This window comes from Salipiger mangrovisoli (assembly GCF_015223355.1).
Taxonomy (GTDB): domain Bacteria; phylum Pseudomonadota; class Alphaproteobacteria; order Rhodobacterales; family Rhodobacteraceae; genus Salipiger; species Salipiger mangrovisoli.
Genome location: NZ_JADFFK010000006.1, coordinates 1 through 16,725, shown reverse-complemented (window position 1 = coordinate 16,725; position 16,725 = coordinate 1). Strand labels below are relative to the sequence as shown.

General features: G+C 68.5%; 14 protein-coding genes. 7 read left to right on the top strand and 7 right to left on the bottom strand.

Features of this window, described 5'->3' with window-relative positions; genetic code table 11:
- Positions 1 to 6 precede the first annotated feature (6 nt).
- Positions 7 to 504: a DUF6505 family protein gene (locus IQ782_RS09190; protein WP_194134339.1), complete on the top strand. Its 498-nt coding sequence runs from the start codon at positions 7 to 9 to the stop codon at positions 502 to 504.
- Between the two features lie 104 nt (positions 505 to 608).
- Positions 609 to 2,555, top strand: a complete 1,947-nt coding sequence (locus IQ782_RS09185; RefSeq protein WP_194134563.1) for a sensor histidine kinase — start codon at positions 609 to 611, stop codon at positions 2,553 to 2,555.
- A 65-nt stretch (positions 2,556 to 2,620) separates the two neighbouring features.
- On the opposite strand, the gene fdhF is transcribed toward IQ782_RS09185, so the two are convergent.
- Together fdhF and IQ782_RS09175 are read right to left on the bottom strand one after the other, a co-directional pair.
- Positions 2,621 to 5,389, bottom strand: a complete 2,769-nt coding sequence (gene fdhF, locus IQ782_RS09180; RefSeq protein ID WP_194134338.1) for a formate dehydrogenase subunit alpha — start codon at positions 5,387 to 5,389, stop codon at positions 2,621 to 2,623.
- A 110-nt stretch (positions 5,390 to 5,499) separates the two neighbouring features.
- Positions 5,500 to 7,194: an NAD(P)H-dependent oxidoreductase subunit E gene (locus IQ782_RS09175; protein WP_194134337.1), complete on the bottom strand. Its 1,695-nt coding sequence runs from the start codon at positions 7,192 to 7,194 to the stop codon at positions 5,500 to 5,502.
- Positions 7,195 to 7,361: 167 nt separating this feature from the next.
- On the opposite strand from IQ782_RS09175, the gene IQ782_RS09170 reads away from it, so the two are divergent.
- The 3 genes from IQ782_RS09170 (at position 7,362) to IQ782_RS09160 (ending at position 10,567) form a co-directional block, all read left to right on the top strand.
- On the top strand, positions 7,362 to 7,589 hold the full coding sequence (locus IQ782_RS09170; protein ID WP_194134336.1) for a sulfurtransferase TusA family protein: 228 nt from the start codon (positions 7,362 to 7,364) through the stop codon (positions 7,587 to 7,589).
- 141 nt (positions 7,590 to 7,730) lie between these two features.
- Positions 7,731 to 9,164 (top strand): mannose-1-phosphate guanylyltransferase/mannose-6-phosphate isomerase, encoded by a 1,434-nt coding sequence (locus tag IQ782_RS09165; protein WP_194134335.1) that lies wholly within the window; start codon positions 7,731 to 7,733, stop codon positions 9,162 to 9,164.
- Between the two features lie 29 nt (positions 9,165 to 9,193).
- The gene (locus tag IQ782_RS09160; RefSeq protein ID WP_194134334.1) at positions 9,194 to 10,567 is read left to right on the top strand and encodes a phosphomannomutase; all 1,374 of its coding nucleotides are present in this window, start codon (positions 9,194 to 9,196) and stop codon (positions 10,565 to 10,567) included.
- A 7-nt stretch (positions 10,568 to 10,574) separates the two neighbouring features.
- On the opposite strand, the gene IQ782_RS09155 is transcribed toward IQ782_RS09160, so the two are convergent.
- Genes IQ782_RS09155 through IQ782_RS09140 form a run of 4 tightly spaced genes read right to left on the bottom strand, consistent with a single transcriptional unit; the run spans position 10,575 to position 14,744 of the window.
- A complete protein-coding gene (locus IQ782_RS09155; RefSeq protein WP_194134333.1) occupies positions 10,575 to 12,737 on the bottom strand; it encodes a molybdopterin-binding protein in 2,163 nt (720 codons plus the stop codon).
- Positions 12,734 to 13,225 carry a molybdopterin-guanine dinucleotide biosynthesis protein B gene (mobB, locus tag IQ782_RS09150; RefSeq protein ID WP_194134332.1) on the bottom strand — a complete coding sequence of 164 codons (492 nt, stop codon included), beginning with the start codon at positions 13,223 to 13,225 and terminating at the stop codon, positions 12,734 to 12,736. Before mobB ends, IQ782_RS09155 begins: the two co-directional genes overlap by 4 nt.
- On the bottom strand, positions 13,222 to 13,872 hold the full coding sequence (mobA, locus tag IQ782_RS09145) for a molybdenum cofactor guanylyltransferase MobA (RefSeq protein WP_194134331.1): 651 nt from the start codon (positions 13,870 to 13,872) through the stop codon (positions 13,222 to 13,224). The genes mobB and mobA overlap by 4 nt, the downstream gene beginning before the upstream one ends.
- A complete protein-coding gene (locus IQ782_RS09140; RefSeq protein ID WP_194134330.1) occupies positions 13,869 to 14,744 on the bottom strand; it encodes a formate dehydrogenase accessory sulfurtransferase FdhD in 876 nt (291 codons plus the stop codon). The genes mobA and IQ782_RS09140 overlap by 4 nt, the downstream gene beginning before the upstream one ends.
- Before the next feature lie 78 nt (positions 14,745 to 14,822).
- On the opposite strand from IQ782_RS09140, the gene IQ782_RS09135 reads away from it, so the two are divergent.
- Positions 14,823 to 15,338, top strand: a complete 516-nt coding sequence (locus IQ782_RS09135; RefSeq protein ID WP_194134329.1) for a DUF2478 domain-containing protein — start codon at positions 14,823 to 14,825, stop codon at positions 15,336 to 15,338.
- 15 nt (positions 15,339 to 15,353) lie between these two features.
- Here the strand turns inward: IQ782_RS09135 and IQ782_RS09130 are convergent, their stop codons facing one another.
- Positions 15,354 to 15,818: a GNAT family N-acetyltransferase gene (locus IQ782_RS09130; protein ID WP_194134328.1), complete on the bottom strand. Its 465-nt coding sequence runs from the start codon at positions 15,816 to 15,818 to the stop codon at positions 15,354 to 15,356.
- Between the two features lie 275 nt (positions 15,819 to 16,093).
- On the opposite strand from IQ782_RS09130, the gene IQ782_RS09125 reads away from it, so the two are divergent.
- Positions 16,094 to 16,588: a hypothetical protein gene (locus IQ782_RS09125; protein ID WP_194134327.1), complete on the top strand. Its 495-nt coding sequence runs from the start codon at positions 16,094 to 16,096 to the stop codon at positions 16,586 to 16,588.
- The last annotated feature ends 137 nt before the right edge of the window (positions 16,589 to 16,725 follow it).

Sequence of the window (16,725 nt, the reverse complement as noted above, 5' to 3'; positions counted from 1 at the left end):
TCACGCATGAAACTCGCCCGCGCCATCCATTTCGACGAGAGCGACACCCGTGTCTTCGCCTCGCCCGCGCGCACCGGCGAGTGGTGCATCTCGGGCGGCTTCGAGTTCTCCAACTGGACCGAGGGTGACCTCACCGGAAAGGCGCGGCAGGCCTTTGCAAACGGCTGGCTGGGGCTCGAGACCTTCGGCCGGGTGACCTTTGTCGCGGTGACCAATGTCGAGCCCGCCGAGGTGCAGGCGCTGACCGACCTCTTGGCGGAGCATTTCGTGACCTACTACGGAGCGCCTTCGGTCGAGGCCGCGCGTCCGGTCGCCGCCGAGGAACTGGCGCAGATGGTCGAGCTCTGCGAGGACCATGCCGCCAACACGCTGCTCACCGTCGCGCGCGAGCTGACCGACGCCGGGGTGCGCGAGAGCTACCGGGTGATCGAGGCCAGCGATGCCGGGCTCGAGCAGTTCGCCATCCACGGCGCGCTCGACGATCCGCACGACCACCACCACTAAGACGGGCGCCGAACCAGCCCGAGAATCCGGCCCGACAATCCGGACTGACCGGGGGCGGGGGCCGTGCTAGGCTCGCCCCCGACATGAAAGCCAAGACCCGCCCGATGATCTCTGTCCGCCTGCGCCTGCTGATTCTTGCGCTTGCGCCGCTGGTCGTGCTGATGCCGCTCCTGCTGCTGCTCGGCATGACCCGCTGGACCGAGGACTACGACAAGGTGCTGGCTGCCAACGTGCAGAGCGACCTGCGCATTGCCGAGCAGTACCTGTCGCGGATCATGGTGCGCACCGGTGACGAGCTGTCCGGCGTGGCGGGCTCGGTGGCCTTTGCCGAGGCCTTCTCGGGCGAGGTGCCCGACCGCACGTTCATGCTGGCCAAGCGTGCCGAACTGCGGCTGGATTTTCTCTACTACCTGCCCGCGGGCAGCAGCGCCGCCGCCGCGCAGCGCTGGCCGGTGATCGCCGCGGCGGCCGAAGGCCATGCGGGTTCGGCGCTCGACATCTTCCCGCCCGACGCGCTGGCGTCGCTGCCGCGCAACCTTGCCGGACGGGCGCGGATCGACCTGATCGCGACGCCGGCCGCCGCGCCCAGCGACCGCCGCGTCGAGGAGCGTGGGATGGTGGTGCACGCCGCGAGCCCGGTCAGCCTGCCGGGCCACGAAGGCGTGCTGGTCGGGGGCATCCTGCTCAACAGCAACCTCGGCTTCATCGACGCGATCAACGCGCTGGTCTATCTCAACCCGGAGACCGGCGGCACGCGGCAAGGCACGGCGACGCTCTTCCTCGACGACGTGCGGATCTCGACCAACGTGCGGCTCTTCGAGGACGTGCGGGCGCTCGGCACCCGCGTCTCGGCCTCGGTGCGCAACGCGGTGCTGGACGAGGGCCGCACCTGGCTCGACCGCGCCTTCGTGGTCAACGACTGGTACATCTCGGGCTACCTTCCGCTGACCGACAGCTTCGGTGCGCGCGTCGGCATGCTCTACGTCGGCTTCCTCGAGGCGCCCTTCGCCGAGGCCAAGCGCGCCGCCTACCTGTGGATGATGGCCGCCTTCGCGGCCGTTCTTGGCCTCTCGGCACCGGTCTTCCTGTGGATGGCCAAGGGTATCTTCGCCCCGCTCGAACGGATGACCCACACCATGCGCCGGGTCGGTCGAGGCAACCTCTCGGCGCGGATCGGCCCGGTCGGGGCGCATGACGAGATCGGCCAGGTGGCAGCGCATCTCGACGGGTTGCTCGACCAGGTTCAGGACCGTGACCTGAAGCTGCGGGCCTGGGCGGAGGAACTGGAGGATCGGGTCGATACCCGTACGGCCGAGCTGCGCGAGGCCAATGCCAAGCTCGAAGAGACCTACCGCCAGCTGGTGATGAGCGAGAAGCTTGCTTCGATCGGCGAGATCACCGCCGGCGTTGCGCATGAGATCAACAACCCGATGGCGGTGATCCAGGGCAACGTCGAGGTGATCCGTATGGAGTTGGGCGAGGAGGCCGGGCGGGTCGAGACCGAGCTGACGCTGATCGACCGGCAAATCCTGCGCATGGAGGCGATCGTCGGCAAGCTGCTGAAATTTGCCCGGCCCGCCGAGTTCTCGGACTGCGGTGAAAGCGTGGACCTCGCGCCGCTGGTCGAGGACTCGCTGCTGCTGGTCGAGCACGCGCTGCACAAGGGGGCGGTAGAGGTCACCACCGACCTGCCCGCGCTGCCGCAGGTGGCCATCGACGCGGGCGAGATGCAGCAGGTGGTGATCAACCTCGTGCTCAACGCCGCGCAGGCGATGGGCGAGGCGGGACGGCTCTCGCTGGTGCTGACGGAAACTGCGCGGGACGGGCAGCCGGGCGTGGCGCTGGTGGTGCGCGACACCGGGCCGGGGATCGCGCCCGATCACCTGCCGTCGATCTTCGATCCATTCTTCACCACCCGTCGGGGCGAAGGCACGGGGCTTGGGCTGTCGATCTCGCAGAGCATCGTGCAGCGCGCGGGTGGCCTGATCACCGCCGCCAATGCACCGGAAGGCGGGGCGGTGTTCACCGTGTGGCTGCCCACGGCGGGGTGAGGGCGCGCCAGCCCGTCCGGAACCAGGGCGAAGCGGCCGGGCGCGCGCGCCCGGCCCTCGGCCCGCTAGGCCGCCGTGACCCGCACCGCCGAGAACTTGAACTCGGGGATCTTGCCGAAGGGGTCGATGGCCGGGTTGGTCAGGATGTTCGCCGCCGCCTCGACATAGGCGAAGGGCAGGAACACCATGTCCGGCGCCACCGCGCGGTCGGCGCGGGCCATGACCTCGATCTCGCCGCGGCGGGTCTGCAGCTTAACCATGCCGCCCGGCTCCACGCCGAGCCTGCGCAGGGTCGAGGGATGCAGCGAGCAGTTCGCCCCCGGCTCGACCGCGTCCAGCACCTTCGAGCGGCGGGTCATCGAGCCGGTGTGCCAGTGCTCGAGCTGCCGCCCGGTGGTCAGGATCATCGGGTACTCCGCATCCGGTGTCTCGTCCGGGGGGATCACCGAGGCGGGGGTGAAGCGGGCGCGTCCGCCCTCGCGCGGGAAGCCATCGGCGAAGACGATGGGCTGGCCGGGATCCTCGGGCGAGAGCGACGGGTAGGTGACCGCGTCCTCGCGTTCCAGCCGCTCCCAGGTGATGTTGTCGAAGGACGGCATGCCGCGCTTCATCTCGGCAAAGACCTCGCGCGGGTGGGTGTAGGTCCAGCCGAGCCCGAGGCGCTGCGCCAGCTCGGTGGTGATCGCCCAATCCTCGCGCGCTTCGCCCGGCGGCGTGGCCCCGGCGCGGCCCATCTGCACCTGCCGGTTGGTATTGGTGACCGTGCCGGTCTTCTCGTAGAAGGCCGCGGCGGGCAGGATCACGTCGGCGTAATTGGCGGTCTCGGTCAGGAAGATGTCCTGCACCACCAGATGCTCGAGCTTCGCGAGCGCGGCGCGGGCGTGGGTGACGTCCGGGTCCGACATGGCCGGGTTCTCGCCAAGGATGTACATGCCGCGGATGCCGCCCTCGTGCACCGCGTCCATGATTTCCGTGACCGTCAGGCCCTTCTTGCCGCTGAAGTCGCCCGAGCCCCAGATCTCGGTGAAGGCCGAGCGCACGCCGTCGTTGGTCACATCCTGGTAGTCGGGCAGGAACATCGGGATGAGGCCCGCGTCAGAGGCCCCCTGCACGTTGTTCTGCCCGCGCAGCGGATGCAGCCCGGCGCCGGGCTTGCCGACGTTGCCGGTCATCAGCGCGAGGCTGATCAGGCAGCGCGAGTTGTCGGTGCCGTGGATGTGCTGGCTGACGCCCATGCCCCAGAAGATCAGCCCCGCGTTGGCGGTGGCGAAGGTGCGGGCAACGTCGCGCACCAAAGCGGCATCGATACCGGTCAGATCCTCCAGCGTTTCCGGGGCGAAGCCGGCGAGGTGCTGCTTCTCGGCTTCCCAGTTCTCGGTGAACTTGTCGATATAGGCCTGATCGTAGAGCCCTTCCTCGACGATCACCGACATGATCGAATTGAGCAGTGGCACATCGGCGCCGGGGCGGAACTGCACCATGTGGCTGGCGAAGCGCTTGAGCGCGTGGCCGCGCGGGTCCATGACGATGAGCTTGCCGCCGCGCTTGGCGAACTGCTTGAAGAAGGTCGCGGCGACCGGGTGGTTCTCGATCGGGTTGGCGCCGATGACGATGGCGACGTCGGCGTTCTCGATCTCGTTGAAGGTGGCCGAGACCGCGCCCGAGCCCACGTTCTCCATCAGGGCCGAGACCGACGATGCGTGGCACAGCCGGGTGCAATGGTCGACGTTGTTGTGACCAAAGCCCTGACGGATGAGCTTCTGGAAGAGGTAGGCCTCTTCGTTGGTGCATTTGGCCGAGCCAAAACCGGCGACCGTCTCGCCGCGCTCGTCGTGCAGCTTGGCAAGGCCGCTGGCCGCAAATGACATCGCCTCGTCCCACGAGGCTTCGCGGAAATGGGTGAACGGGTTGGCGGGATCGACGTTCAGCCCCTTCTCGGCCCCGTCGAGGCGGATCAGCGGTTTGGTCAGCCGGTGCGGGTGATGGATGTAGTCGAAGCCGAAGCGCCCCTTGACGCAGAGCCGCCCCTCGTTGGCCGGTCCGTTGATACCCTCGACGTATTTGACCTTGCCGTCCTTCAGCTTCAGCGAGACCTGGCAGCCGACGCCGCAGAACGGGCAGACCGACTGCACCGCCTCGTCGAAGTCGCGGCTGTCGCCGTGCTGCTCGGCATCCATCACCGTGGCGGGCATCAGCGCGCCGGTCGGGCAGGCCTGAACGCATTCGCCGCAGGCCACGCAGGTGCTGTCGCCCATCGGATCATCCATGTCGAAGACCGGAAAGGTGTCATGCCCGCGGTCGGCCATGCCGATCACGTCGTTCACCTGCACCTCGCGGCAGGCCCGTACACACAGGTTGCACTGGATGCAGGCGTCGAGATTGACCTTCATCGCCACGTGGCTGTCGTCGAGCAGCGGGATGCGGGCCTTTTCCATCGCGGGAAAGCGGCTCTCGGTGACGCCGGTCTGCTCGGCCATGTCCCACAGGTGCGAGCCGCGGTCATGCGCCGCCTCGCGGGCAGGCTGGTCGGCCAGCAGCAGCTCCATCACCATCTCGCGCGACTTCTTGGCGCGGGCGCTGTCGGTGGTCACCTTCATGCCTTCCGCGGGCGCGCGGCAGCACGAGGCGGCCAGCGTGCGCTCGCCGTCGATCTCGACCATGCAGGCGCGGCAGTTGCCGTCGGGCCGGTAGCCGGGCGCGTCCTTGTGGCAGAGATGCGGGATCGTGGTGCCGAGCCGCTTGGCGACCTGCCAGATGGTCTCGCCGGGGAAGGCGCTGACCTCTTTGCCATCAAGGATGAAAGAGGTCTGGGGAATGCTCGATCCGTCGGCCATGACTTATGCCTCGCGCTGGCTGGGCTGCGGTTTGGGTGCGGCCGCGGCGGGACGTTGGCCGCGGCCGCGCTGCTGCGCGGTCCGAGAGGGACAGGGAGCGGGACCGCGCATCATTTCACCTCCTCGGGGAAATGTTTCATCACTAGCCTGATCGGGTTCGGGGCGGCTTGTCCAAGACCGCAAATCGAGGCGTCGGTCATCACCTGACAGAGGTCTTCCAGAAGCTCTGCATCCCAGCGGTCCGCCTGCATCAGCTTCACCGCTTTCTCGCAGCCGACGCGGCAGGGGGTGCATTGGCCGCAGCTCTCCTTCTCGAAGAACTTCAGCATGTTGAGCGCCGCGCCGCGGGCGCTGTCCTGCTCCGAGAGCACCACCACGGCGGCGGAGCCGATGAAGGTGCCATGCGGTTGCAGCGTGTCGAAATCCAGCGGCACGTCGCCCAGAGAGGCGGGCAGCAGGCCGGACGAGGGGCCGCCCGGCTGGTAAGCCTTGAACACATGCCCCTCGGCCATGCCGCCCGCCGCGATGATCAGGTCGTTGATCGTGCTGCCCGCGGGCAGCACGTAGACGCCGGGACGCGCGACACGGCCCGACAGCGAGTAGCTGCGCATCCCCTTGCGATCATTGTGGGCGATGCCGGACTTGATGGCGTGGCCCTCGCGGGTGATCCGGCCGATCCAGTGCAGCGTCTCGACGTTGTGCACCAGCGTCGGTCGGTCGAAGATGCCCACCTGCGCCACGAAGGGCGGGCGCAGACGGGGCATGCCGCGCTTGCCCTCGATCGACTCGATCATCGCCGACTCTTCGCCGCAGATATAGGCGCCTGCGCCGCGGCGCAGGTCGATGTAGCCGGCAGGGACGATCCCCGCGGCCTCGAGCGCGGCGAGCTCCTTGTGCAGGATGTGGTGGATCGCCGGGTACTCATCGCGCATGTAGATGAAGCAGGTCTCCGCCTCGACCGCCCAGGCGGCGATCAGCATCCCTTCGAGCATCATGTGCGGCGTGCGTTCGAGGTAGTAGCGATCCTTGAAGGTGCCCGGCTCGCCCTCGTCGCCGTTCACGGCAAGGTAGCGCGGGCCGGGATTGGCGCGCACGAAGCCCCATTTCTTGCCCGAGGGGAAGCCGGCGCCGCCCATGCCGCGCAGGCCGGCGGCAAGGATCTCGTCCTGCACCTTCTCCCAGTCGCCGCCATCGCGCAGCGCAAGCAGCCTGTCGTAGCCGCCGCCGGCGCGATAGGCCTCGAAGCCCTCGTAGCGGGGGATCACCGGCTCGAAATCGCCTGCATCGAGGGCCGCCGCGATCTTCTCGGGGGTGGCGTGGTCGACGTGCAGATGGCCGATCTCGACCGTCGGTCCGGTGTCGCAGCGGCCCATGCAGGGCGCGCGTAGCACCCGGACCCGCGCGGGATCATGGCCGGCGCAGAGCGCGTCGAACAGCGCCTCGGAGCCCGCCATCTCGCAGGACAGGGAGTCGCAGACGCGGATGGTCAGGTCGGGGGGCGGGGTCTCGCCTTCCTTCACCGGGTCGAAATGGGCGTAGAAGGTGGCAACTTCCCAGACCTCGGCCATCGACAAGCGCATTTCCTCGGCCAGCGCGCGCAGGTGGGCGGCGGACAGATGATGATAGCGGTCCTGGATCAGGTGCAGGAATTCGATCAGCAGGTCACGGCGGCGCGGCCGGTTGCCGAGCAGCGCCCTGACCTCGTCCCACGCACGGTCGTCGAGCTGCCGCCCCTTTGGCGTGGCGCGTCCCATGCCGCCCTTTCGGCCGGATTTCCAGATCCCCTGCTGCTGATCCAGCGCCATCGGATGCCTCCCTTTCGCGTCGGTGGGTGCCCGTTCTTCAAGCATCCCATCATTCCCAGTCAATATCGCTGTACCGTCAATCGATTGAATAAAACTATCATGGCGAAACCCATCAGGCCGAAACCCGAGAGGATGGACAGCGCCGCGCCGTCTGATATGCAGATCGCATGACTTGGGATCAGGAACTCGACGCCCGCGGGCTGCTCTGCCCGCTGCCGGTGCTCAAGGCGCGCAAGCGTCTTCAGGGCATGACCAATGGCGAGGTGTTGCGATTGATCGCCACCGATCCAGCGGCGGTGATCGACGTGCCGCACTTCTGCAACGAGGCAGGGCACAGCCTGCTCGGATCGTCGGACGAGGGTGAAGCCCAAGTGTACCTGATCCGCAAGGGTTGAGCCCGCGCGCTTCTCGTGCCGCTGTCGATCCCACGGGCTGCGGTGCCTCTGCCGGGCCGAGCCGGGATCGGAAGATTTTGTTCTGGAATTCGGCGCCCTTGTGGACTCTAACGAGGTCAAGGTTTGTCGAGGAGTAAGTCTATGCTTAGGATCACCCCTGTCATCCTCTGTGGCGGGTCCGGAAGCCGGCTCTGGCCGGTTTCGCGCAAGAGCTTTCCGAAGCAATTCGCCAGCCTCATCGACGACACGAGCCTGTTTCAGGCGACGGCAACGCGGCTTGGCGGCAGCCCGCGCTTCGCCCCACCGGTGATCGTGACCAATTCCGCCTTCCGCTTCGTTGTGGTCGAGCAACTCGCCGAGATCGGCATTGATCCCGGCGCCATCCTGATCGAGCCCGAGGGCAGAAATACCGCACCGGCGGTGCTGGCGGCGGCATTGCACCTGCACGCACTGGACCCCGAGGCCGCGATGATCGTCGCGCCCTCGGACCATCGGATGCCCGATACCGAGGCCTTCCATGCCGCGGTCGAGAAGGGCATCCCGGCGATCGAACAGGGCAAGCTGGTGCTCTTCGGGATCCAGCCGGACCGTCCGGAGACCGGCTTTGGATATCTTGAGCTGGATGGCAGCAAGGGCGACTCGGTGCCACTGCGCCGCTTCGTCGAGAAACCCGATGCGGATGCAGCCGCCGCCATGCTGACACAGGGAAACTTCCTGTGGAACGCGGGCATCTTCCTGTTCCGGGTCAAGGATATCATCGCCGCCTTCGAGGCACACGCCCGCCAGCTCATTGTGCCGGTGCGGGCCGCGGTCGAGCAGGCAGAGGTGGACCTCGGGTTCCTGCGGCTCGCCCCGGAGCCCTGGAGCGGGGCCGAGGACATCTCGATCGACTACGCGGTGATGGAGAAGTCCAGCAATCTCGAGGTTGTGCCTTTCCGCGAAGGCTGGTCCGATCTTGGCGGCTGGGATGCGATCTGGCGTGAGCTGGAACAGGACGAGAAAGGCGTGGTGACCTCCGGCGGTGCGACGGCCATCGATTGCCGCAGCTCGATCCTGCGCTCGGAGTCCGAGGCGGTGCAACTCGTCGGCATCGGCCTGGACGATATCATTGCCGTGGCGATGAAGGATGCGGTTCTGGTGGCGCATAAGGATCGCTCGCAGGACGTCAAGCTGGCGGTCAGCGCGCTGACGGAAAAGGGCGTGAAGCAGGCCACCGAGTTTCCGATGGATCACCGCCCCTGGGGCTGGTTCGAAAGCCTCGTGGTCGGCAGCCGCTTCCAGGTGAAGCGCATCCACGTGCACCCCGGCGCCTCGCTGTCGTTGCAAAGCCACTTCCACCGCTCCGAGCATTGGATCGTGGTGGAGGGCACCGCGCGGGTCACGGTGGACGACGAGGTGAAGCTGATCACCGAGAACGAGAGCGTGTATATTCCGCTCGGCTCGGTGCACCGGATGGAAAATCCTGGCAAGGTGCCGATGGTGCTGATCGAGGTGCAGACCGGCTCTTACGTCGGCGAAGACGACATCGTGCGCTACGAGGACATGTACGCGCGCGGCCAGGGCGCCAAGGGCTGAGGCCAGACCAAAAGGCAGGAGACGCCGGCATGGCACCGAAATTCGGAACGAGCGGCCTGCGCGGCCTCGTGGTTGAGCTGACGCCCGCGCTGGTCGCCGATCATGTTCGGGCCTTCGCGGCGGCCTGCGACCATGGCGGCGTGCTCTGCCTTGGGCAGGATCTGCGTCCGTCGAGCCCGCGCATCGCGGGCGACATCATTGCCGCCGCCCGCGCCGAAGGGCTGCGGGTGATCGACTGCGGCGCGCTGCCGACGCCGGCGCTGGCGCTTGCCGCGCAACGGGCCGGCGCAGGCGCGATCATGGTGACCGGCAGCCACATTCCCGCCGACCGCAACGGGCTGAAATTCTACAGCCGCGCGGGCGAGATCACCAAGGCCGACGAGGCGGCGATCAGCGCGGCCCTCGGCCGTGCGCCCGGCACCGCCGAGGGTGCGCTCGAGCAGGACCCGCGGGCCGCCGCACGCTTCGTGGCGCGCTACGTGAGCGCCTGCGGCGCGGGCGCGCTGGCCGGTCGCCGGATCGGACTCTATGCCCATTCCGCCGTGGGGCGCGACGACTTGCAGGCGATGCTGGAAGGTCTGGGTGCCGAGGTGATCGAGCTTGGCCGGTCCGCGGCCTTCATCCCGGTGGACACAGAGGCGGTGGACCCGGACACGCGCGCGCAGATCGCCGCATGGGTCATCGAGCACGGGCTCGACGCGCTGGTTTCCACCGATGGGGACAGCGACCGGCCGCTGCTGGCGGATGAGACCGGCACCCTCGTGCCCGGCGACATTCTGGGTCAGATCACCGCGCAGGCGCTGGCGGCAGAGGCGGTGGTGACGCCGATCTCGTCCAATTCCGGGGTGTCTCGCAAGAGCTTCGCCAGGGTGCTGACCACCCGCATCGGCTCGCCCTATGTGATTGCCGGCATGGCGGAGCTGGGCGGCAAGGTCGTCGGCTACGAGGCCAATGGCGGCTTCCTTTTGGGGTTCGACGCCGATGGGCCCTCGGGGGTGATCACTGCCCTGCCCACCCGCGACTGCATGCTGCCGCTGATCATGACGCTGATCGCGGCAGGGGACGGCGCGGTCTCGGCGCGCGTCGCGCAGGAGCCGCCGGTGGTGACCGTCGCGGACAGGGTGCAGGAGGTGCCGCAGGAGGCCTCGCAGCCCTTCGTGGCCCGGCTGAGCGCCGACGCGCAGGCACGCGCGGCGTTCCTCGGTCGGCTCGGCGCGTCCGAGGCGGCCTGCGATCTTACCGACGGTATCCGGATGCGACTCGCGGATGGGCGGATCGTGCACGTTCGCCCCTCGGGCAACGCGCCGGAGCTGAGGCTCTACGTCGAGGCCGACGACCGGGACAAGGCCGAGGCGCTCCTGCGGTCCGGCCTCGCAGAATTGCGTTCGGCGCTGCTCGGCTGAGACCCGGTCAGCACAGTCCGAAGGAGGCGTAGGGAATGTAGCGCACCGGCGTGCCTGGCGCGACATTCACCGCCCCGTCGGGCAGTTCCACCAGACCGTCCGCCCAGGACAGCCCGCTGATCCGGCCGGATCCCTCGGAGCCGAAGACCTCTGCCGCGCCCTCCGCGTTCAGCCGCGCGCGCAGGTATTCGCGCCGTCCGGGCTTCTTGCGCTTCTCGAAGGCCGCCGGAACGGTGAATCCCTGCGGTGCGCTCCAGCCCGCGCCCGAGAGCAGCGACAGCGCCGGGCTGGCAAAGACCAGCGCGCAGACCAGCGCCGCGACCGGGTTGCCCGGCAGGCCGAAGACCGGCACGCCCTCCCACATGGCCAGCGCCAGCGGACGGCCCGGTTTCAGCGCGATGCGCCAGCTCGACAGGCTGCCCCGCGCGCGCAGCAGCGCCGAGACGTGGTCTTCGTCCCCCGCCGAGGCACCGCCCGAGGTCAGGATCACGTCGGCCTCGCGCGCGCCCTCGTGCAGGCGTTCGGCGATCTGCGCGGCATCGTCGCCGACATGGCCGAGGTCCACCGGCTCGTAGTGCCAGCCCTGCGCCAGCGACAGCAGCATGGGGCGGTTGGCATCCCAGATCTGGTGCGGCGCGGCGGGCAGCTCGGGCGAGGCGATGATCTCGTCCCCGGTCGACAGCACGCCGACGCGCAGTCTGCGGTGGACCGGAAGCTCGGCGATGCCGAGCGCCGAGGCCAGCGCGAGATCAGGCGCGCGCAGTCGCTGGCCCTTCGTCAGCGCGGGTGCCCCGGCCGCCACGTCTTCGCCATCCCTGCGGGTGTTGGCGCGCGGCTTGATCGGCCCGTCGAAGACGACCGTCGTGCCGTCGGTATTGGTGTCCTCTTCGAGCACCACCGTATCCACCCCCTCGGGCAGGATCGCCCCGGTGAGGATGCGCACGGCCTGGCCCGCGGGCACGGCATGGGGGTAGGGCTGGCCCGCGGCGGCGCGCCCCGCAACCAGCGGCAGGCGCTGCACGCCGCTGCCGGTGGCGGCATGGGCAAAGCCGTAGCCGTCCACCGCTGAATTCGGCATCGGCGGGTTGGAGCGCCTGGCCGCCACGTCAGAAGCTAGTACCCGGCCCGCCGCGCGGGCGGTGGCGATGGTGGTGGTGCCGGTCACCGGGCGCAGTGCGGCCCGCAGCTTCGCCAGCGCCTCTTCCACCGGCACCCAACTCACCCCCTGCGGCATCGCAAAACAATCGTCGCGCAGGCGCGGCGGGAGCAGGGGGCTTTCTGGATCGGAGGACATGGCGGGCTCGCTGGGCTGGGAAAAGGCGCGACGGGCGGCTGCGGTCAACGCGTCCTCGTGACCGAGGCCGAGAATCCAGCCTTCCATGGCATCGCCTTCGCGGGTCATCGCGTCAAGCCGTTGCGGGTCGAGCGCGCGCAGTGCGCCGGCGAGAATCCGAACCTGCGCGCGATCCTTGATCTCGTCTTGCTCGGCCAACTCGGCAACAGTGTGCCTTATGAGCGACGGGAAGAGCTCGACCAGGGTGATCGCGGTGTCGTGGTGCTCAAAGGGGCGCACCGAGAGATCCTCGCCGAACCGCGCGCGCAGGGCCTGCAGGCGGGGGATGCCGAGCAACGCCTGCGAGCCGACCGAGCCGGTGGTGTAGAGCTTCCAGACCGGCTGCGCGCCGGGGGTGCCGTCACACGCGCGCCGCTCGGGCAGGCCGTGGCCCTCCCGCTTCGTGCCCCGGGTTGGCAGGCGCGGGTCGCCGAAGGTTTCCGGGCAGCCCCAGAACGGGCCAATGCCGGGAAAGAGATCGTTCAGCTCGGCGGCGACCTGAAAGCGGTTGTTTGCATTGTCCGGCGCATCATCGATGCGCTCGCTTAGGGCGTGCCAGAGCCGCAACGGGTCGGACGTGCCAGTGAGCGCCTCGGCAAATTCCTTCGGGTAGGCGAAGGGAAAGTCGAACCCCGCCAGCACCCGCCGCCCGGCGGCGCGCTCCGCCTCGAACAGCGCGGCCAGCGTCTCGATCGCGTCATGGCGGGTGCGGTGGTAGCTGGCCTCGACATCCTTCCCGCGGGCAACGCCGATCCAGATGGCATCCTTCGACGGCTTCGTGGGAGAGGGTTTCGACGCCCCCGACCAGTCCACGACGACGAAGGTGTCGAAGCTCAAAGCCCGACCTCGCGCAGGATGAAATCGGCGATGGCCCCGGTGTCGTCGAGGTCGAACCGGGGCAGGGCCGTCTCCACGTCGCTGTCGGCGGCCACCGCACGGATGCTGGCGTTCGCGGGGGAGAGCAGCGGTTTGCCGGTCTCGGCCCGATGCGCCTCGATCTTCGGATGCGGCGCGGCCTTGTAGCCCTCGATCAGCACCAGATCGACGGGCGAGAGCTTGGTCAGCAGCTCGGAAAGCGGCGGCTCGGCGGCATCCCTCAGCTCGTGCATCAGCGCCCAGCGGTGCGGCGAGGCGAGCAGCACCTCGCGCGCCCCGGCCTGCCGGTGGCGGTAGCTGTCGCGGCCGGGCTGGTCGACGTCGGTGCTGTGATGCGCGTGCTTGAGCGTGGAGACCGAGAGGCCGCGCCCGCAGATTTCCGAAACAAGCCGCTCCATCAGCCCGGTCTTGCCGCAGTTCTTGCTGCCGGTGACGCCGTAGATCTTCATGAGGCGAGCGCCTGCGCCCGCGCCAGGTCTTCAGGCGTGTTGACGTTGAAGAAGGGATCGAAGGGCTCGGCGGGGAAAAGCGCCTCCCCCGCGCCGTGCTGGTCGGTCCAGAGCACAACCTTGCGCAACCCGCCCTCGAGCGCCGCGCGCAGGTCGTCTCGCAGCGAAACCGGCCAGAGGCCGAAGGTCGGGTGCCGATTGATCTTCTTGCCGCCGCCGGACTTCAGGGCCTCGTCACCGGAGCGCGGCGTGCAGGCCAGCGCCAGCAGGTGTGGCGCGTCTTCGGCAGAGAGCAGCAGGCGCGGCACCAGATCGCAGGGGAAGAAGGGCGTGTCGGCGGCCACGGTGACGATGCTGTCGGCCCCTTGTTCGACGGCCCAGTCGAGACCTGCCAGCACGCCCGCCAGCGGGCCGGGGAAGCCGGGGATCGTATCGGGCAGCACGGGGAGGCGGTAGCGGGCAAACCGGCCCGCATCGCCGTTGGCATTGAGCGCCAGCCCCCCCACCTGTGGCTCGATCCGGTCGATCACGCGCTGCAGCAGCGGCTCGCCGCCGATCTCCAGCAGCCCCTTGTCGCCGCCGCCCATGCGCGTGGCGAGGCCGCCCGCGAGGATCACCCCCAGCGGCTGTTGCAGCGGGCGGCTCATTCGGCGGCCTCGTCAGCGGACTTCCGGCGGGACTTGCGGTCTTCTTCGGGGACGGACGAAGGATCGACGTCGCGCACCAGCCGTTCCTCGCCCGACAGGCAGACGAAACGCTGCCCGCGCATCCGCCCGATCAGCGTCAGTCCCACCTGCCGGGCGATCTCGACCCCCCAGGCGGTGAAGCCCGAGCGCGAGGCCAGCACCGGAATGCCCATCAGCGCGGTCTTGATCACCATTTCGGAGGTCAGCCGCCCGGTGGTATAGAGGATCTTGTCCTCGGCCCCCATGCCATGGCGGAACATGAAGCCCGAGATCTTGTCTACCGCGTTGTGCCGCCCGACATCTTCCATGTAGACCAAGGGCTTGTCCTGCTGGCAGAGCACCGTGCCATGGATCGCCCCGGCCTCAAGATAGAGCGACGGGGTGGTGTTGATCTCCTTGGCCAGCGCATAGAGCCACGACGTGCGGACCTCGGCCTGCGGCAGGGTGAGCCCCTCGAGCCCCTCCATCATGTCGCCGAAGACGGTGCCGACGGCGCAGCCGGAGGTGCGGGTCTTCTTCTGCACCTTCTCCTCGTAGGAGGTCTCGCGCTCTGTGCGGACGACGACGGTCTCGATCTCGTCGTCGTAATCCACCCCGGTCACCACGTCATCGGCGCGCAGCATTCCCTGATTGCGCAGGAACCCCAGCGCAAGATACTCGGGATAGTCGCCGATGGTCATCGCGGTGACGATTTCCTGACGGTTGAGATAGATGGTGAGCGGGCGCTCCTCGACCACCGAGATCTCGGTCTCGGCCCCGGTCTGGTCGGTGCCCGAGATGCGCCGCGTGAGGCGCGGATCGGCGGGATTGGGGAGCAGGGGAAATTCGGGCATGCGGATGATCTTGCGCCTCCTCTGGCCTGCGCGATGGGCATCTTGTAACCTGAGCCGGGGAGTTTCAAGGGGACGAGCATGCTTGGGTACGTAACGGGTCTGGGGCGCGGTGAAGTGGACCGGCTGATGCGCGAGGTGGCGGGCCGCCTGCGCGCCGAGGGCTGGCCGCTGGCCGGCGCGGTGCAGCACAACATCGAGACCGGGCCAGCCAGCAAGTGCCACATGGATCTGCAAGTGCTGAGCGGAGAGGACGTGGTGCGCATCAGCCAGGATCTTGGCGCGCTGTCGCGCGGCTGCCGACTCGATCCGCAAGGGCTCGAGCGGGTGGTCGGGCTGGTGAGCGCGGGCCTTCAGAAGGGCGCGGCGCTGCTGCTGGTCAACAAGTTCGGCAAGCAGGAGGTCGACGGCCGCGGCTTCCGCCCGGTGATCGGCGAGGCGCTGTCGTCGGGCGTGCCGGTGCTGGTGGCGGTCAACGCGGGCAATCTCGAGGCCTTTCTGACCTTCGCCGAGGATCTGGCCGAGCCGCTGCCGACGGATGCGGATGCCGTGATGGACTGGTGCCGGGCGCGGATCCGCGAGGCGCGGGCGGCCTGATCCCGTTTCAGGTGCTCAGAGCCAGATCGTCGCGCAGCGGTTGCCGCTTTCGGCGATGATCTTCGCGCCCGCGCCGAGCGCGATCTGCAGCATGGCGCGGTTGTCATGGCTGAAGGTCGCCTCGACCGTCTCGATCCCCATGTCGCGGGCATGCCCCAGCGCTGCGGAGAAAAGCTGCCGCCCGTAGCCAATGCCCTGGTAGGCATCCTCCACCGACAGCGCGATCTCTGCGTGCGACTTGGCAACGCGATAGATCTCGAGCACGGCGCGGGTGTCGCCATCGGCCTCCAGTCCAAGCACCAGGTCTGGTCGGCAGGACTCGGCGCGGCGCTTCAGCCAGTCGTCGCCGACGCGGCTGTGAAACCGGCTGCGGATCGCCGCCGCGCTGAGGCGTTTCCAATGGCCGTAAAGCAGCGCCGCCGCCCGATGGACGGAGCCTTCGGTCGTTACGGTTGTCAGCACTGCCTCTGCGGTCGCCATGGATCATCCTTTCTGCACCGGCGGTGACATAGGGATCCGAAACCTGTCGCACTAGCGACAATTCGGGGATCCCGGCATGCGCTGGCGGCATAACAATGCCGTGATCGCCCGTGTTCCCCTCGCGCGCGCCGAAAGGCAAAAGGTCCCTTGATTATCCCGAGTAAAATTGTCATGTAAGGCCCGCGGCAAGCAGTGCGCCAGCCAGAGCGTTCCAAATCTCAAGGCGGAGGCGACATGGCACGAGTTCACGCAGAGGAAAGCACGGGGTGTGCAGGATGAGCGGCACGGGTCACGGCCGCTGCGGCAGGGGGCCGGCAGGGCTTTCCGATCTCACCGGGCTTGGGCAGAGCGATCTGGTTGTCCTGATGATTGCCCGCTATTTCTTCCAGTCCTTCGCGCAGCCGCAGGCCGAGGGCTGGCTGCGCGCGATCTCGGGGGCGGAGCAGGTGATGGGGCGCGAGGCGGGGCCACATGTGGTCTGCGCGGTGCTGCGCGCGGTGCAGCAGATGCGCGCCGCCCGGATCAACCACTTCCAGTTCTCCAACCCCGATTGCCCTAGCTGCGCGGCGCGGCTCTGCGGGCATGAGCGGCTGTTCCTCAACACCTTCCGGGCAGTCCGCCGAGGCCGCATCGCGGATGCCGAGGCCCATGCCATGCTGCTCTGCGAAGGCAATCCCGCCGAGGCACTGATCACGGCGATGGCAGACCTCTGCGCGGCGCTGCCTTCGGCACCGGTACGACCTTCGGTGGAGCGGCAGCCGCTACACTGAGGCGGGACGGGCCCTGGCCTCTCCCTCGGGCCAGGGCCGGTTTCCGCTTACCGCTCGGCTGCGGCGCGGTACCATTGCACGATCTCTTTGCGGGCCTCCGGGTCCATCTGGATGGCGTTGGGCGGGGGCATGGCATG

Coding starts and splice junctions, on each gene's coding strand:
- IQ782_RS09135 (WP_194134329.1), top strand. CDS start 14,823: ATGCTTGGGTACGTAACGGGTCTGGGGCGCGGTGAAGTGGACCGGCTG.
- mobA (WP_194134331.1), bottom strand. CDS start 13,872: ATGAGCCGCCCGCTGCAACAGCCGCTGGGGGTGATCCTCGCGGGCGGC.
- IQ782_RS09160 (WP_194134334.1), top strand. CDS start 9,194: ATGGCACCGAAATTCGGAACGAGCGGCCTGCGCGGCCTCGTGGTTGAG.
- IQ782_RS09165 (WP_194134335.1), top strand. CDS start 7,731: ATGCTTAGGATCACCCCTGTCATCCTCTGTGGCGGGTCCGGAAGCCGG.
- IQ782_RS09125 (WP_194134327.1), top strand. CDS start 16,094: ATGAGCGGCACGGGTCACGGCCGCTGCGGCAGGGGGCCGGCAGGGCTT.
- IQ782_RS09185 (WP_194134563.1), top strand. CDS start 609: ATGATCTCTGTCCGCCTGCGCCTGCTGATTCTTGCGCTTGCGCCGCTG.
- IQ782_RS09175 (WP_194134337.1), bottom strand. CDS start 7,194: ATGGCGCTGGATCAGCAGCAGGGGATCTGGAAATCCGGCCGAAAGGGC.
- mobB (WP_194134332.1), bottom strand. CDS start 13,225: ATGAAGATCTACGGCGTCACCGGCAGCAAGAACTGCGGCAAGACCGGG.
- IQ782_RS09130 (WP_194134328.1), bottom strand. CDS start 15,818: ATGGCGACCGCAGAGGCAGTGCTGACAACCGTAACGACCGAAGGCTCC.
- fdhF (WP_194134338.1), bottom strand. CDS start 5,389: ATGGCCGACGGATCGAGCATTCCCCAGACCTCTTTCATCCTTGATGGC.
- IQ782_RS09190 (WP_194134339.1), top strand. CDS start 7: ATGAAACTCGCCCGCGCCATCCATTTCGACGAGAGCGACACCCGTGTC.
- IQ782_RS09170 (WP_194134336.1), top strand. CDS start 7,362: ATGACTTGGGATCAGGAACTCGACGCCCGCGGGCTGCTCTGCCCGCTG.
- IQ782_RS09140 (WP_194134330.1), bottom strand. CDS start 14,744: ATGCCCGAATTTCCCCTGCTCCCCAATCCCGCCGATCCGCGCCTCACG.